Genomic DNA, 15,589 nt, shown 5'->3' with positions numbered 1-15,589 from the left:
TCCCATGCCCGACGCAGCCCGCCCGCCGCGCCACGTACTGATCCTCGGCGGTACGACGGAGGCCCGCCGCCTGGCCGCCACTCTGGCAGCGGAGCCGTCCCTGCGCGTGACGACCTCGCTCGCGGGCCGGGTCGCCGCGCCGCGGCTGCCCGCCGGGGAGGTCCGCATCGGCGGGTTCGGGGGCCCCGAGGGCCAAGCCCGCTGGCTGCGGGAGCATGCGGTGGACGCGCTCATTGACGCCACCCATCCTTTCGCCGACACGATCAGTCACCACGCGGCCCTGGCCGCCGCCACCGCCCATGTTCCCCTGCTCGCCCTCCGCAGGCCCGGCTGGGTACCGGGACCCGGCGACGACTGGCACCAGGTCACCTCCCTGGACGAGGCCGCCGCCGCCCTCCCCGCCCTCGGCACCCGCATCTTCCTCACCACGGGTCGCATGGGCCTGGCCCACTTCGCCCACCTCACCGACCTCTGGTTCCTCGTCCGCTCCGTCGACGCCCCCGAGCCGCCGCACCCGCCCCGGATGACGACCCTCCTGGCCCGCGGCCCGTTCACCCTGGACGGCGAACGGGCTCTCCTCCGGGACCACCGCATCGACGTCGTCGTCACTAAGGACAGCGGCGCGGCCGCCACCGCCGCCAAGCTGACAGCGGCGCGTGAGGCGGGCGTACCGGTGGTGGTCGTCCGGCGGCCGCCCGTGCCGGAGGGGGTGCCGGTGGCGGTAGATCCGGACGAGGCCGTGCGATGGATCCGCGGCCTTTTCAGCGAGGCCAATGCACGCTGAAGTGATTGGCCTCGCGGACCCTTTTTGCTAATTCGTCGCGACGCTTTGCCGATTCCGCAGGCTCGTCATCGAGGTCGGCCTTCACATTTTCACGACCGGGCTCGCGGGCACTCGCGGATTCGTCCGTCTCGGCGCTCACGGGGCGCACGTCCGCACCGCTTCCGCGAGCCGGCGTGCGACGTCCGGGGTGCAGCGTCCCAGCTCCACGAGCGGCTGCGGAAAGTGATCCGCCAGCGAGACCGGGTCCACGGCCAGCGACGGCAGGGTGATCCCCACCCCCTTCAGCGCCGTCCGCAGCTCGCCGCACGCCTGCTCCGCGTCCCTGCGCTTCCCGGCCGCCGGCCCGCGCTCCGCCATTCCCATTTCTTCTTCTCCCTCTTCTGGGTTCGAGTCCTGACTGGGCTGCAAAAGCCCTTTCACACTCCTAGAGTCGTCACAACGGGCCGCTTCCGATAGGGAGTTGGCGTTGCCGTAGGGACAGGACAACAGGGGTATCGGGGAATGGTCGAAAAGAATTCCGAGGAGTACGAGGGTTCGGCCCGCTGGGTCCTCGCCTGCGAACTCCAGCGGTTACGGGAGGCGTCGGGCAAATCGCTGGCCCAGCTCGCCGAAGAGACCAACTACGACCGCACCTACCTCCACCGCCTGGAGACCGGCGAACGACTCTCGAAGCTCCCGGTCATGGAGGCGCTGGACCGGGTCTACGGGACGGGTGAGCTGCTGGTGCGGTTGTGGGGGCTGGCGCGGCTGGATGCCTTCAAGGACAAGTACCGGGAGTTCATGAAGCTTGAGGCGAAGGCCACGATTATTCACAAGTACGCGGTGGTCGTCCCTGGCCTCTTGCAGACCGAGGGCTTCGCGCGGTTCGTGCTGTCGTCGTCTCCAACTTCGAAAAGTCCGGACGAGCTCGAAGACGACGTCGCTGCTCGCATCGGTAGGCAGGAACTGTTGCGCCGCACCCCTCCGCCCAGCGTCCGGATCATTCTCGACGAGGCGGTTCTGCGGCGCCCGGCACCCGATCCCAAGGTCTGGCATGACCAGCTCGCCCGGATCGAGGGCGCTGCCGAAGCTCCGACCATGACGATCCAGGTGCTTCCGCTGTCTGCCGGGGTGCAGGGCCTCACCGGCGGGCCACTCTCGCTCCTCTGGATGGCGGACGGCAGTGCTGTTGCCTACCTGGAGGGCAACAGGTCAGGGGAGTTGGTCGAGGATCCAGCAGAAATCGAGCGATACCGATTGTCTTACGATCGCCTGCGAGACGCGGCACTGCCGCCGTGTGCCTCATCCACATTCATCCAGCAGTTGGTGGAGGACAGCAGGCCATGAAGACGATCCCCAACCTGTCAGGTGTTGCATGGCGCAAGAGCAGCTACAGCGACGGAGGAGAGGACAACTGCGTCGAGGTCTCTGATGGCTTCCCCGGCGCCGTCCCGGTCCGTGACAGCAAGAACCCGACTGGTGGTGTGCTGCTCTTTCCGGCTGAGGCTTGGTCGGCGTTCATAGTCACTGTCAAGGCGGACCAACTGAGCTGAGGACGAGGGGAACGGAGCAAGCCGTGAAGACGATCCCGAATCCGGCCGCCCTCGTGTGGCGTAAGAGCAGCTACAGCAATGGCGGCGACGCCAACTGCGTCGAGGTCTCCGACGGTTTCCCCGGAGCCGTCCCGGTCCGTGACAGCAAGAACCCGGCCGGTGGTGTGCTGCTCTTTCCGGACACCGCCTGGTCGGGCTTCATGGCCACCGTGAAGGACGGCCGTCTGCTGTCCCCGGCTGAGCGTGCAGAGCGCGCTGGGAAGGCGCTCACGGCGCTGAAGAAGTGGCACGGATACGCCCCGGCCGCGGCACAGCAGCAGGACGTGGACCGTGAGCTCGACCGGCGTCTGGCCGAGGTGACCGGCAGCCGGTGAGCGACGCCGGGGCCCCGGCACCCTCAGGGGGGTGAGCCGGAGCCCCATGCCGGCTGTCCGGCTCACCCCTCCGGATACCTCCGCGGCGTCCACACGACCTCCGTGCCGTCGTCCCGCCGTACCGCCTGCGTCTGCGATGAGCCGACGATCAGGAGGGTGCGCATGTCGACCTGGGTCGGGTCGAGGTCGGCCAGACGCACCGTGCGGACGGATTCCTCGGGGCCGCCGATGTCGCGGGCGAGGATGACCGGGGTGTCGGGGGCGCGGTGTTCCAGGAGGAGTTCGCGGGCCTTGCCGACCTGCCAGGTGCGGCTGCGGGAGCCGGGGTTGTAGAGGGCGAGCGCCAGGTCGGCGGAGGCCGCCGCGTGCAGGCGTTCGGCGATGACTTCCCAGGGCTTGAGGCGGTCGGAGAGGGAGATGACCGCGTAGTCGTGGCCGAGCGGGGCGCCGGCGCGGGCGGCTGCGGCGTTGGCGGCGGTGACGCCCGGGAGGACGCGTACGGGGATCGCGCGGTACGGGTCCTGGGAGGCGACCTCCAGGACGGCGGTGGCCATGGCGAAGACGCCGGGGTCGCCGCCGGAGACCACGGCCACCCGGCGGCCGCGCCGGGCCAGGTCGAGGGCGAGTTCGGCGCGTTCGGACTCGACCTTGTTGTCGGAGGCGTGGCGGCGCTGGCCGGGGCGCAGCGGGACGCGGTTCAGGTAGGTGGTGTAGCCGACGAGGTCTTCGGCGGCGGCGAGGGCGCCGCGGGACTCGGGGGTCAGCCAGAGGGGGCCGGCCGGGCCGGTGCCGACGACCAGGACCTCGCCGGGACCGGACGGTGCGGCGGCCTCGTCGGTTTCCGCTCCGGGCGCGCTGGAGGACTGCTCGGCGACGCGGCTGGGGACGACCGCGACGGAGAAGTAGGGGACGGTGTCGGTGTCGATGCCGGCGAGCGTGCCGGTGCGCTCGCCGGACATCGTGGCGCGCTCGACGTACCGGGCCTCGGGGAGGCGGCCGGAGCGTTCCATGGCGCGGCGCACGGCGGGGAAGGTGCGGCCCAGCTTCATGACGACGGCGGTGTCGGTCGAGGCCAGGCGGGCGGTCAACTCCTCCTCCGGGAGCGTGCCCGGGAGGATCGTCAGGACCTCGTCGGCCTCGGCGAGCGGCTTGCCCAGGCGGGCCGCGGCGGCGCTGATGGAGGTGACGCCGGGGATGACCTCGGTCGGGTAGCGGTGCGCCAGCCGCTTGTGCATGTGCTGGTAGGAGCCGTAGAAGAGCGGGTCGCCCTCGGAGATGACGGCGACGGTGCGGCCGGCGTCGAGGTGGGCGGCGAGGCGGGCCGCCGCGGACTCGTAGAACTCGTCCAGCGCGCCCCGGTAGCCGCCGGGGTGGTCGGTCGACTCGGTGGTGACCGGGTAGACCAGCGCCTCCTCGATGTGGTCGGGGCGCAGGTGCGCGGCGGCGATGGAGCGCGCGATCGAGCGTCCGTGCCGGGCGCTGTGGTACGCGATGACATCGGCGCCGACGATGACCTCGACCGCCCGGACCGTCATGAGGGACGGGTCGCCGGGGCCGAGGCCGACCCCGTAAAGGTGGCCCGGGCCGGCCGTCGCCGCGACGCTGCCGTCACGGGTTGCCTGCTGCTCGCTCACGCTCACTCTTCCTCGCTCGCCATGGCGTTGATCGCGGCCGCGGCCATGGCGCTGCCGCCACGGCGCCCGCGCACCACGAGGTGGTCCAGCTTCGACGGGTGGGCGATCAGCGCGTCCTTGGACTCGGCGGCGCCGATGAAGCCCACGGGTATGCCGATGACGGCGGCCGGGCGGGGCGCGCCTTCCTCGATCATTTCGAGGAACCGGAAGAGGGCGGTGGGGGCGTTGCCGAACGCGACCACGGCGCCTTCCATCCGGTCCCGCCACAGTTCCAGGGCCGCGGCGCTGCGGGTGGTCCCGGTCCGGGCGGCGAGTTCGGGGACCGCGGGGTCGGTGAGCGTGCACAGCACGTCGTTGTCCGCCGGGAGCCGCTTACGGGTGACGCCGCTGGCGACCATGTTGGCGTCGCAGAGGATCGGCGCACCGGCGCGCAGTGCCGCGCGGCCACGGGCCACCACCTCGGGGGTGAAGGCCAGATCGCGTACCAGGTCGACCATGCCGCAGGCGTGGATCATGCGGACCGTGACCTGGCTGACGTCGGCGGGCAGGCCGGCGAGGTCAGCCTCGGCGCGGATGGTGGCGAAGGACTGGCGGTAGATCGTCGCCCCGTCCTTCTCGTAGTCGAACGCGGTCACTTGGGCCTCGGGGGTGTCGGGTGCGGGCGGGCTCGGGCAGTTCATGGGTCTTCGGGGCAGATCATGGGGGTTTCGGGGTGGTGCCGGGGCTTCGGGGTGGCTCATGGGGCCGGGGGCGGGGGCGCCTTGGTGCGTGCGGCGGGCGGGGCGCCGGTCGGCGTACCGGTCGCGGCGGTGTCCGGATCCACCAGTGCTACCCGGTAGCCCTCCGCCGTGGCCAGTACGTCGACCCAGGTGCCGTGCGGGTGGCCGCAGCGGCGTTCGCAGCCGGACCAGTAGACGGGGACGCCCGCGGGAGAGAGGGGGACGCCCAAGGGAGGGGAGCCGGTGGGTGCTTCGTCCGGGACGGTCGTGCCGGCGGCGACGGCGGCCGTGGCGTCGGCGCGTACGTCGGTACGGGACTTGGCGCAGCCGGGGCGGCCCGTACAGGCGCCGAGGCGGTGCCAGGGGGAGGCCGGGTCGGTGATCAGGCCGGCGGTGGTGAGCTCCGCCAGGCGGTCCGGTGCCGTGGCGGCCGGCAGTCCGGGCAGGACGATGCCGCGCCACGGGGTGAGGCGCAGTGCGCCGGAGCCGTCGGCGCCGGCGATCGCGGTCAGCAGCCGCCACTGGGCCACCGAGAGCCGGCCCAGCGGGGCCAGGACCGAGAGCGCCCGGTCGCCGTCGGGGCCCTCGACGAGGCCGGGGGCGGCGGAGTCCGCGTACGGCGGGGCGAAGGACGGGGCGTACGGAGGAGAGGTACGGGTGGCGGATGCGGGCGCTTCGGCCACGTACGCGGCCTCGATGCCCGCCGACCGCAGTGCGTCGGCCACGTCCACGGCCCGCAGCCGGTGCCCGTCCGGGAGTTCGCGGACCCGCCAGGCGCCGCTGCCGCTCGCCGCGGCGGCGGTCAGGAAGGCCTCGGCGGCGGTGAGCGCGGCGCGCGGTGCGTCCGGGCCGGCGATCCGCAGCGCCGCCGGATCGTCGCCGACCCGCAGCAGGGCGCCGCCCGCCGGGCCGGCGCCGTCCCCGGCCGGCTCTGCGAGCAAGCTCACATCCCCGCCGAGCGCCGCCACATCGCCCCGCCCGTCGTCCAGAACGAACAGGAAACGGCCGGAGAGGGCGGTCGCGGACTCGCTCGCGCAGAGCAGCGCGTCCAGCTCACGGGCCCACCGTCGCACGTCAGAAGGGGTGTGCCGGTCCAGTCCCGCCAGCGGCGAGGCGAGGATGTTGCGGATGCGTTCATGGCGTTCGGAGGGCAGCAGACCGGCGTCGCGCAGCAGCGCGGCGAGGCGGCCGCCGCAGTCCTCCGCCAGGCCGCGGAGCTCGGCGTTGCCGCGGGAGGTGAGGGAGAGGTGGCCGTCACCGAGCAGGTCCGCGGCGTCGGCCAGGGCAGTTGCCTGACGCACCGTCAAATCTCCGGCGGGCAGCCGGATGCGGGCGAGGTGGCCGTCGGCGGCCTGATGCAGCCGCAGCGCTCCCGGGCAGGCGTCACCGCGGTCGCGCAGCGGCGGTGCGGCGGCCTGGGGCCGTGTCGAGGGGGAGGGCGGCATGGCCGCGAGCATACCCACGGGGGCGGGCGCCGATCCGGGCCGGATCCGGCCGGGCCGCCGGCCCGCCGCGTGCTCTTTGCCCGGCCCGCCGCGCGCCCGTTCCCCGTCCTGCCGCAGCCTGTCCCAAGGCCCGCTTACCCAGCCCGCCCCCACCCCTTACCATTCAGGTCGGTGGGTCGGCTGGCCCGCCGGACGCCAGCGACGGCGCAGGGGCTGCGGCCCCGGGGAGGAAGCCCGGTGAGAATCCGGCGCGGTCCCGCCACTGTGAACCCGGCAGCTGCCGGGCGAGCCAGGAACTCCCGCCGTCCTTACGACCACCCGGGGCGCGGACACCCCGAGGAAGGCCTGCGCTCGCATGCTTCTGCTGCTGTCGACCTCCGACACCGACCTGCTCAGTGCCCGCGCGGCCACGGGCCCCGTGCCGTACCGGCTCGCCAACCCCGCCCGGCTCGACGTCGCCGAGCTGCCCGCCCTGCTGGAGGGCTGTGACCTCGTCGTCGTACGCCTCCTCGGCGGCATCCGCGCCTGGGAGGAGGGCCTGGAGGTGCTGCTCGCCGAGGACCAGCACCGGCCGGTCGTCGTGCTCACCGGTGAACAGGCCCCCGACGCCCAGCTCATGGAGCAGTCGACGGTCCCGGTCGGCATCGCGGCCGAGGCGCACGCCTACCTCGCGCACGGCGGCCCCGCCAACCTCGGCCAGCTCGCCCGCTTCCTGTCCGACACGGTGCTGCTGACCGGCCACGGCTTCGAGCCGCCGGCGCCCGCCCCGAGCTGGGGACCGCTGGAGTGGGAGGGCCGCAACGCGACCGGCCCGCAGATCGCCGTGCTCTACTACCGCGCGCACCACATGAGCGGCAACACCGGCTTCGTACGGACCCTGTGCGAGCAGATCGAGGCCGCGGGCGGCCGCGCCCGTCCCCTGTTCGTCGCCTCCCTCCGCGCCCCCGAGCCGGAGCTGATCGAGGAGCTGCGGACCGCCGACGCCCTCGTCACCACCGTGCTCGCCGCGGGCGGCAGCAAGCCCGCCGAGGCGTCCGCCGGCGGCGACGACGAGTCGTGGGACGCGGGCGCGCTGGCCGCCCTGGATGTGCCGATCCTGCAGGCCCTGTGCCTGACCGGGCCGCGCAGCGCCTGGGAGGAGAACGACGAGGGCCTGTCGCCGCTGGACGCCGCCTCGCAGATCGCGGTCCCCGAGTTCGACGGCCGGCTGATCACCGTGCCGTTCTCCTTCAAGGAGGTCGACGAGGACGGCCTGCCGGTCTACGTCGCCGACCCCGAGCGCGCCGCCCGGGTCGCCGGGATCGCCGTCCGGCACGCCCGGCTGCGCCACATCCCGGCCGCGGACAAGCGCCTTGCCCTGGTGCTGTCGGCGTACCCGACCAAGCACTCCCGGATCGGCAACGCGGTCGGCCTGGACACCCCGGCCAGCGCCGTGGCCCTGCTGCGCCGCCTGCGGGCGGACGGCTACGACTTCGGGACCGAAGAGGTCCCCGGCCTGGAGTCCGGCGACGGCGACGAGCTGATCTACGCCCTCATCGAGGCCGGCGGCCACGACCAGGAATGGCTCACCGAGGAACAGCTCGCCCGTAACCCCGTCCGCATCCCGGCCGCCGACTACAAGCGCTGGTACGCCACGCTTCCGCAGGAGCTCCGGGACTCCGTCGAGGAGCACTGGGGGCCGCCGCCCGGCGAGATGTTCGTCGACCGGAGCCGCAACCCCGACGGCGACATCGTGCTGGCCGCCCTGCGCCGCGGCAATCTCCTGATCCTCATCCAGCCGCCGCGCGGCTTCGGCGAGAACCCGATCGCGATCTACCACGACCCCGATCTGCCGCCCTCGCACCACTACTTGGCGGCGTACCGCTGGATCGCGGCCTCCGCCGACGACGGCGGGTTCGGCGCGGACGCCATGGTCCACCTGGGCAAGCACGGCAACCTGGAGTGGCTGCCCGGCAAGAACGCGGGCCTGTCCGCGGCCTGCGGCCCGGACGCCGCCCTCGGCGACCTGCCGCTCGTCTACCCCTTCCTGGTCAACGACCCCGGCGAGGGCACCCAGGCCAAGCGCCGGGTTCACGCCACCCTCGTCGACCACCTCGTCCCGCCGATGGCCCGCGCCGAGTCCTACGGCGACATCGCGCGCCTGGAGCAGCTGCTCGACGAGTACGCGGCGATCTCCGCGATGGACCCGGCCAAGCTGCCCGCGATCCGCGCCCAGATCTGGACGCTGATCCAGGCCGCCAAGCTCGACCACGACCTGGGGATGGACGAGCGCCCCGACGACGACGGCTTCGACGACTTCCTGCTGCACGTCGACGGCTGGCTGTGCGAGGTCAAGGACGCCCAGATCCGCGACGGTCTGCACGTCCTGGGCGGCGCCCCGGCCGGTGAGGCGCGCGTCAACCTCGTCCTGTCCATCCTCCGCGCCCGCCAGATCTGGGGCGGCACCTCCGCCCTGCCCGGTCTGCGGGAGGCGCTCGGTCTCGACGAGTCCGCGGCCACCCGGACGACCGCCGACGCGGCCGAGGAGACCGCCCGTGGCCTGGTCCAGGCGATGGAGGACGCGGGCTGGGACCCGGCGGCGGTGTCCGCCGTCGCCGAGGGCCACCCGTCCGCGGTCGCCGACATCCTCGACTTCGCGGCCCGCCAGGTCGTCCCGCGGCTCGCCGCCACCACCGACGAGATCGACCACGCGGTGCACGCGCTGAACGGCGGCTTCGTCCCGGCCGGGCCCTCGGGATCCCCGCTGCGCGGCCTGGTCAACGTCCTGCCGACGGGCCGGAACTTCTACTCCGTCGACCCCAAGGCCGTCCCCTCCCGCCTCGCCTGGGAGACCGGCCAGGCCCTCGCCGACTCCCTGCTGGAGCGCTACCGCACCGACAACGGCGACTGGCCGCAGTCGGTCGGCCTGTCCCTGTGGGGCACCAGCGCGATGCGGACCAGCGGCGACGACGTGGCCGAGGCCCTGGCCCTGCTGGGGGTCCGCCCCGTATGGGACGACGCCTCGCGCCGGGTCAACGGCCTGGAGCCGATCGACCTCGCCGAGCTCGGCCGCCCCCGCATCGATGTCACCCTGCGCATCTCCGGCTTCTTCCGCGATGCGTTCCCGCACGTCATCGGCCTGCTCGACGACGCCGTACGGCTGGTCGCCGGTCTGGACGAGCCCGCGGAGTCCAACTTCGTGCGCGCCCACGCCCAGGCCGACCTGGCCGAGCACGGTGACGAGCGGCGCGCCACCACCCGCATCTTCGGCTCCCGCCCGGGGACGTACGGCGCGGGCCTGCTCCAGCTGATCGACTCCCGTGACTGGCGCACCGACGCCGACCTCGCCGAGGTCTACACCGTCTGGGGCGGCTACGCCTACGGCCGCGGCCTCGAAGGCCGCCCGGCCCGGGACGAGATGGAGACCGCCTACAAGCGCATCGCGGTCGCCGCCAAGAACACCGACACCCGCGAGCACGACATCGCGGACTCCGACGACTACTTCCAGTACCACGGCGGCATGGTCGCCACCGTCAAGGCGCTCAAGGGCAAGGCCCCCGAGGCGTACATCGGGGACTCCACCCGCCCCGAGACGGTCCGCACCCGCACCCTGGTCGAGGAGACCTCCCGGGTCTTCCGCGCCCGGGTGGTCAACCCCCGCTGGATCGAGGCGATGCGCCGCCACGGCTACAAGGGCGCCTTCGAACTCGCCGCGACCGTGGACTACTTGTTCGGCTACGACGCCACCACGGGCGTGGTCGCCGACTGGATGTACGACAAGCTCGCCCAGACCTACGTCCTCGACCCCGAGAACCGCGACTTCCTCCAGGAAGCCAACCCCTGGGCCCTGCACGGCATCGCCGAACGCCTCCTGGAGGCCGAGTCCCGCGGGATGTGGGAGAAGCCGGACGCCGAGACGCTGGCGGCACTGCGGCAGGCGTTCCTGGAGACCGAAGGGGAGCTGGAGGGGGAGGACTGACGGTCGCCGGGCCGGCGGTCTTGGTGGCGGCGGTCCCGGTGGCGCACCCGCGCCGCCGGGACCGCCGCGTCGTCATCCGGAGGACGCGAACGCCCCTGCCATCGGGCCAGGGCGGCGGGCCCGGCACCGGCCACGGGGCAAACCCCGCGGTCGGGTGCGGCAAGCCCCAGGTGCGGGCCGCCGGGGCCGGTGCGAGGATTTTTCGTGGGGGTGGTTCCTGTGCTGCTCACGGGGCGGAATGAGGAGGCTTCCGGTGACTGCCACGAAGACATGGAACGCCGAGATCAGCATCACCGAGACCGGGGGCGAGGTCCGGGCCGAGGCCAGGCTGCGCGGCAAGGAGGACGGGCAGATGGTGGGCCAGGGGGAGGCCCGTTGCAATCCCGCCGATGAGAACGTCCCGGCCATCGGGGACGAGCTGGCGGTGGCCCGCGCGATGTCGGATCTGAGCCATCAGCTGGTGCAGCGCGCCGCGCACGACATCGAAGTGCACACGGCCCGGCCGGTGGAGCGCCTGCGCGCCTGAGGTGGCCGTCGGCACACCGGACGCCGCCCGGCAGATACGCCCGGCGGCGTCGGTGGCCTGCCCTGCCCGGCATGCCGGGAGGACGTGGCTTCCGGCACACGCCGCCCGCCGGTCATGTAATGGTTGAATGTATTTGACCCATGACCGCACGCTGGCGGACATGGCACGACTCCCAGATGTGCAGTGTGAACCGTGGTGGTGTCCCGTATGCGGCCTCTCCTCCGAATCCTGCCGACCGATATCGGAACACCTCACGTCCGAGGGAATGGTGCGGTACCTGTGGTGCCACACCGGTGGATGGCTCATCGCCCGCTCGGACATCGAGCTGATCCGGGTGAGCCCGGGGGAAGAGCGCCACACCGCGGACGGTGGGGTTCCGTAACGCCCGAGAAGGTCACGTGAAGCAGAACGACTACGGCCGTCTCGGGGCCGTGCTGTCCGCCGATCTGATCAACCTGCCCGAGATGAGCGCGGCAAGTGTGCAGAGCCTGCTGGAGGCACACCGGATCCGTCGCCCGGCAGTCGTCGACGCCGACGTGGACGGCTTCCGCGGCTGGCGGGATCAACTGGCCCGCGTTTTCGGTTCCACGGATGCCGACGCGCAGTGCTCGGCCGTGAACGCCCTGCTGGTGGCGGCGACCCTGCGCCCCTGGGTGACCACCCATGACGGCCTCCAGCCCCACCTCCACTTCGTACCGGACGCGGCCGACGTGTTGTCCAGGGTCAAGGCAGTCACCGCCGGTGGCCTCGCCTTCGTCCTGTGCTGGGAAGGGGGCGCACGGCTCGGACGGTGCCTGCGCGCCGAGTGCGCCCGCGCCTATGTGGACACGTCCAGGAACGGGCGGCGGCGGTACTGCACGGCACGCTGCGGGAACACCGAAGCGGTGATGCGACATCGGTCCCGGTCGCCGGGCCTTAGGCCGTAGTCGTCGGGCCGCGGGCCGTAGAGGTCTTGCCCTGAGGTTTTTTCGGAGATCCTTTCCGGCAGTCCGGCAGTCCGGCAGTCCGGCAGTCCGGCAGTCCGGCAGTCCGGCAGCCGCTCGCCGGCCCGGACGGCATCCCTAGTGGCTTTCCGTCGGGAAGTCCGGTCCGATCGTCAGCGTCACCGCGCCCGGTGCCGCCCCGGCCGACTCCGTGGCCTTGATGCCGGGGAGGCGGGAGGACAGCACCTCGCTCTGGGTCTTGAGCGCGGCCGGATAGCTGACGGTGGTCTTGTCCGTCGCCGGGGCGTTGCCCGTGCCGACGACGGTGAAGCCGAGCCCCCGCAGCTGGTCGGCGGCGGAGGCGGCCCGGCCGGGCACGCCGGTGCCGTTGAGGACGCGGACCTGCACGGCGTGGGCGGTCACCGGGTTCTTCGCGGCCTCGGCGAGCTTCTGCTTTCCGGCGGCGCCGATCTCGCGGTCGTGCGCCAGGTCGCTGAAGAGCCGGCCGGCCTGCGGGTACTGCCAGACGACATTGGCCTTGTCGGTCGGGACGTCGGCCTCGCGGTAGTAGTTGGGGACCGTCAGGAAGGTGAGGCGGTCGGTGGGGATGTCCTTGACGGTCGCGGCCAGGTCGTAGAGCGGCTTGATACCGGCCAGGGCGTTGTCGGTGGTGAGGGACTTGGTGGCCGAGTTCAGGAAGTCGTAGAGCTCGCCGGGGCTGGTGAGCTTGGACTGGGCCTTGGCGCCCAGGGCCTTCATGAATTCCTGCTGGCGGCCGATGCGGCCGAGGTCGGAGCCGTCGCCGACGCTGTAGCGGGTGCGGACGTAGCCGAGCGCCTTCTCGTCCCGGACGTTCTGGCAGCCCGCGTCCATGTCGAGGTGGGCCTTCTTGTCGTGGATGGCGTGCTTGGGGCAGACCTCTATGCCGCCCAGCGCGTTGACCATGCCCTTGAAGCCCTGGAAGTCGACCGAGGTGAAGTGGTCGATGCGCAGTCCGGTGTTCTTCTCGACGGTCTTGATGGTGCAGGCCGCGGCCTTGCGGATGTCGCCGGAGTCACCGCCGATCGAGAACGCCTCGTTGATCTTGAAGTGGTGCGGGGACGACTTCGAGCCGTTGCCCCGGGTGCAGGCGGGGATCTGCACCCAGGAGTCCCGGGGGAAGGACAGCGCGGTGGCCCACTTACGGTTGGCGGCGATGTGCAGCACCATCAGCGTGTCCGACTGCATGGTGGTGAGGTTCCTGCCGTACTTGGCGTTGGCACCCGCGCGGCTGTCGGAGCCGACGACCAGGATGTTCTTGGAGCCGGGGCTGAGGTTGACCGGCCGGGGGCCGTCGACCCCGATGTCCACGCCGTGGATGTTGCCGTCCAGGTGCTGGTAGACCCACGCCCCGACACCGGCCGTGCCGAGCAGCAGCACGCCGAGCACGCCACCGGTCCAGGCGAGGACGCGGCCGCGGCGGGTCATCCGCAGCTTGCCCGTACCGGCCGCGGGACCGGCGCCGTCGCCGGTGGTACGGGACCTTCTGCCGGTGGTACGCGACGTTCCGCTGGTGCTGCGGGACGTCCCTCCGGGGGTGCGGGACGTTCCGGATGCGCCGCCGGTGCCCCGCCGGGCCGTCCGCTGGTGCGTCTGCCTGTCATGCACGCCGATGGCCCTTCTGGTCCTTCTGATACTGGTGAGGCGAGCGGTGCTCTAGAGGGGAGGGCGCGGCAGCGGCGGCCGACGGTGTCGGCTGTGGCGGCAGGGCCTGCTGTGCCGTCAGCGTCTGCTGTGGCGGTAGGGAAGGACGGCTCAGATGCCGGTGCTGGGCAGCAGCCGTATGGACTCGGGGTCGAAACGCAGCCACTGCGGACACGCGCTCGCGCTGCCGGGCAGGGTGCGCAACCGGCACCACAACTCGCCCGCGCCGTCCGTCCACCAGGCGTTGATCCGGCCCAGCGTCCATCTGCCGTCCGGGTATTGGACCTCCACCGGCTGATAAACCCATCGCACCTCCGCCTCTGGGGGCGGGCAGTCCCAGGTCAGGAGTCCGCACCTCGTTGCCATCTCCCCCTCCGGCCGCGCCTGTTGCGCATGTGCGCGCCACTGTACCGGGAAGGTCTACAGTGCTGTAGAAGTTGTCCGGTACCGCGTACGCACAGCGCGGGTGCGCCATGCGTGCCCCGTGAGGGTCAAGGGTCAGTGTGCCCCTAGAGGGGCGTTGCTGCCTTCAGAACAACGAACAGCGCTACCGCGGCGTTGAGCGCGGAGACGGCGGAGGCGGCCGTGCCCGCCGCGGCGACCAGGGCCGCCAGACCGGCCGGGGTCAGCGCCGGCGGCCAGTGGCGGGCCGGCGGCACGGGCCCGAGCAGCGCCACCGACCACCAGCAGGCCCAGGCACAGCGTGCTGCACAGGCCGAGGACCGCGGCGAGCAGGGTCAGCAGGCGGGTGGTGGCGCGGGGGTGGAGGTGCTGCTCCGCGAGCCGGGCGATCGGCAGGGCGGTGAGCGGCAGGACGAGCGGCAGGAACACGAAGACACCCACCGGTCAGCCTCCGCGCGCTTCGCCCGAGGGGTGGTGCCGGCCGGGGGGTGTGGGGGTGCCGGCCGTCGTGGGGCCGTCGGCCGTCGTGGGGGCCTCGGTGGCCGTGGGGGCCTCGGCCGTCGTGGGGTTCTCGGTAGCTGTGGGGGGCTCGGTGGCCGTGGAGTTCTCGGCCGCGTCGCGGTCGAGGAGGGTGCGCAGCAATTGCTCGTCGTGGGGGGAGAGCGCGGAGACGAAGCTGGTCAGTACGGCGTCCCGGTCCGGTTCGCCGTCCAGGACGCGGCGCATCCGCAGTGCGGCGAGCCCGGCCTCGTCGGCGGCCGGGGTCCAGAGGTAGGCGCGGCCGGACCGCTCGCGGGTGACGGCCTGTTTGGCGTGCAGCCGGGAGAGGATCGTCATCACGGTCGTGTACGCGAGGTCGTCGCCGAGCCGTTCCTGCACCCAGGCGGCGGTGGCCGGCCCCGGCGCGTGGTGCAGCGCGGCCAGCACCTGGGCCTCCAGCTGGCCCTGCCCCCGCCGGCGGGCGCGCTCCCGTCCGGCGCCCCCGAAGTTCCCGAAGGCGTTCCCGCCCATGCCGTCGCCTCCCGTCGCTCCGGGTGTCCCACTGGCCGGGACGTCGGGGCATCTTACTGAGCGGCCTGATCCGGGCGGCTCGTCGAGTGCCCCGGCTCCGGGCGGACCGCCGGGCGGCCGGATCCGGAACGGTGGTCCGCTCGTACCGTCGCCGGACGCCACGGATTCCGGCCGCTAACTTCTACACTCCTGTAGATTTTGAGGCTCACCCCGAATGCAGGCAACACCTGGAGGGAAGCCGCGGGGGTCTCGCCGGCCAAGGGCGGCAACGACTCGCTGTCGAAGTCCCCCGGTCTCGGCTTCGCTCCAACGTCTGAGCCGCTGACTCCGGTGCCGGTGCCGGTGCCGGTGCCGGTGCCGGTGCCGGTGCTGGTGCTGGTGTCGGTGCCGGTGCTGGTGTCGGTGTGGGGGGAGGGTGCGGGAGCGGGCGCACCCGCCGCCTCACCTCCCTCCCTCCCTCTCCCCCTCCCTCTCCCCCTCGTCGTCTTGCCCCCTCCTGCCTATAACCGCACACAACGGGATGTACCGGTCTCCCGCGGGGTACCTTGGAAACACCGGAACGCCGAAGGATGCCGAGGGCGCCGAGGGCGCCTGGGGA

General features: G+C 72.6%; 13 protein-coding genes, 2 pseudogenes and 1 riboswitch. Of the genes and pseudogenes, 7 read left to right on the top strand and 8 right to left on the bottom strand.

What is annotated here, in order from left to right; all coding sequences use genetic code 11:
* The first annotated feature begins 4 nt into the window (after positions 1-4).
* Positions 5-784 carry a cobalt-precorrin-6A reductase gene (locus CFW40_RS17110; protein ID WP_088798716.1) on the top strand — a complete coding sequence of 260 codons (780 nt, stop codon included), beginning with the start codon at positions 5-7 and terminating at the stop codon, positions 782-784.
* Positions 785-919: 135 nt separating this feature from the next.
* Here CFW40_RS17110 and CFW40_RS17105 read toward each other — a convergent pair whose 3' ends face one another.
* Positions 920-1,147: a hypothetical protein gene (locus CFW40_RS17105; protein WP_088798715.1), complete on the bottom strand. Its 228-nt coding sequence runs from the start codon at positions 1,145-1,147 to the stop codon at positions 920-922.
* A 138-nt stretch (positions 1,148-1,285) separates the two neighbouring features.
* On the opposite strand from CFW40_RS17105, the gene CFW40_RS17100 reads away from it, so the two are divergent.
* The 3 genes from CFW40_RS17100 to CFW40_RS38935 are packed head-to-tail and all read left to right on the top strand — an operon-like array spanning position 1,286 to position 2,690.
* Positions 1,286-2,110 (top strand): helix-turn-helix transcriptional regulator, encoded by an 825-nt coding sequence (locus tag CFW40_RS17100; protein WP_088798714.1) that lies wholly within the window; start codon positions 1,286-1,288, stop codon positions 2,108-2,110.
* Positions 2,107-2,316 (top strand): DUF397 domain-containing protein, encoded by a 210-nt coding sequence (locus CFW40_RS17095; RefSeq protein WP_088798713.1) that lies wholly within the window; start codon positions 2,107-2,109, stop codon positions 2,314-2,316. The genes CFW40_RS17100 and CFW40_RS17095 overlap by 4 nt, the downstream gene beginning before the upstream one ends.
* Positions 2,317-2,339: 23 nt before the next feature.
* On the top strand, positions 2,340-2,690 hold the full coding sequence (locus tag CFW40_RS38935; RefSeq protein WP_088798712.1) for a DUF397 domain-containing protein: 351 nt from the start codon (positions 2,340-2,342) through the stop codon (positions 2,688-2,690).
* Between the two features lie 62 nt (positions 2,691-2,752).
* On the opposite strand, the gene CFW40_RS17085 is transcribed toward CFW40_RS38935, so the two are convergent.
* Genes CFW40_RS17085 through cobG form a run of 3 tightly spaced genes read right to left on the bottom strand, consistent with a single transcriptional unit; the run spans position 2,753 to position 6,488 of the window.
* A complete protein-coding gene (locus CFW40_RS17085) occupies positions 2,753-4,330 on the bottom strand; it encodes a precorrin-2 C(20)-methyltransferase (protein ID WP_371127290.1) in 1,578 nt (525 codons plus the stop codon).
* The gene (locus CFW40_RS17080) at positions 4,327-5,004 is read right to left on the bottom strand and encodes a precorrin-8X methylmutase (RefSeq protein WP_088798710.1); all 678 of its coding nucleotides are present in this window, start codon (positions 5,002-5,004) and stop codon (positions 4,327-4,329) included. The genes CFW40_RS17085 and CFW40_RS17080 overlap by 4 nt, the downstream gene beginning before the upstream one ends.
* Before the next feature lie 56 nt (positions 5,005-5,060).
* Entirely contained in the window at positions 5,061-6,488 is a 1,428-nt protein-coding gene (gene cobG / locus CFW40_RS17075) for a precorrin-3B synthase (RefSeq protein ID WP_256331429.1), read from the bottom strand.
* A 226-nt stretch (positions 6,489-6,714) separates the two neighbouring features.
* A riboswitch (cobalamin riboswitch) is annotated at positions 6,715-6,787 on the top strand.
* A gap of 56 nt (positions 6,788-6,843) precedes the next feature.
* Here cobG and cobN point away from each other — a divergent pair.
* The 3 genes from cobN to CFW40_RS17060 all read left to right on the top strand — a co-directional run bounded on the left by cobN (position 6,844) and on the right by CFW40_RS17060 (position 11,898).
* Complete coding sequence (gene cobN / locus CFW40_RS17070; RefSeq protein WP_088798708.1) at positions 6,844-10,446, top strand: cobaltochelatase subunit CobN; 3,603 nt, start codon at positions 6,844-6,846, stop codon at positions 10,444-10,446.
* 253 nt (positions 10,447-10,699) lie between these two features.
* Positions 10,700-10,972, top strand: coding sequence for a DUF1876 domain-containing protein (locus CFW40_RS17065; protein WP_176956481.1), 273 nt, complete (start codon positions 10,700-10,702; stop codon positions 10,970-10,972).
* Between the two features lie 398 nt (positions 10,973-11,370).
* Positions 11,371-11,898, top strand: coding sequence for a CGNR zinc finger domain-containing protein (locus tag CFW40_RS17060; protein WP_088798706.1), 528 nt, complete (start codon positions 11,371-11,373; stop codon positions 11,896-11,898).
* Positions 11,899-12,033: 135 nt separating this feature from the next.
* Here CFW40_RS17060 and CFW40_RS17055 read toward each other — a convergent pair whose 3' ends face one another.
* From CFW40_RS17055 to CFW40_RS17040, 4 genes and pseudogenes are all read right to left on the bottom strand, one after another.
* Positions 12,034-13,362, bottom strand: a complete 1,329-nt coding sequence (locus tag CFW40_RS17055; RefSeq protein WP_088802174.1) for an LCP family protein — start codon at positions 13,360-13,362, stop codon at positions 12,034-12,036.
* Positions 13,363-13,689: 327 nt separating this feature from the next.
* Positions 13,690-13,869: a hypothetical protein gene (locus CFW40_RS17050; protein WP_256331430.1), complete on the bottom strand. Its 180-nt coding sequence runs from the start codon at positions 13,867-13,869 to the stop codon at positions 13,690-13,692.
* A 330-nt stretch (positions 13,870-14,199) separates the two neighbouring features.
* Positions 14,200-14,421: pseudogene (locus CFW40_RS36690) on the bottom strand (M56 family peptidase); the annotation flags it as partial.
* Between the two features lie 180 nt (positions 14,422-14,601).
* Positions 14,602-14,991: pseudogene (locus tag CFW40_RS17040) on the bottom strand (BlaI/MecI/CopY family transcriptional regulator); the annotation flags it as partial.
* Positions 14,992-15,589 lie beyond the last annotated feature (598 nt).

Source organism: Streptomyces sp. 2114.4, from assembly GCF_900187385.1.
GTDB lineage: Bacteria > Actinomycetota > Actinomycetes > Streptomycetales > Streptomycetaceae > Streptomyces > Streptomyces mooreae.
This window is presented reverse-complemented; position numbering and strand designations above follow the sequence as displayed.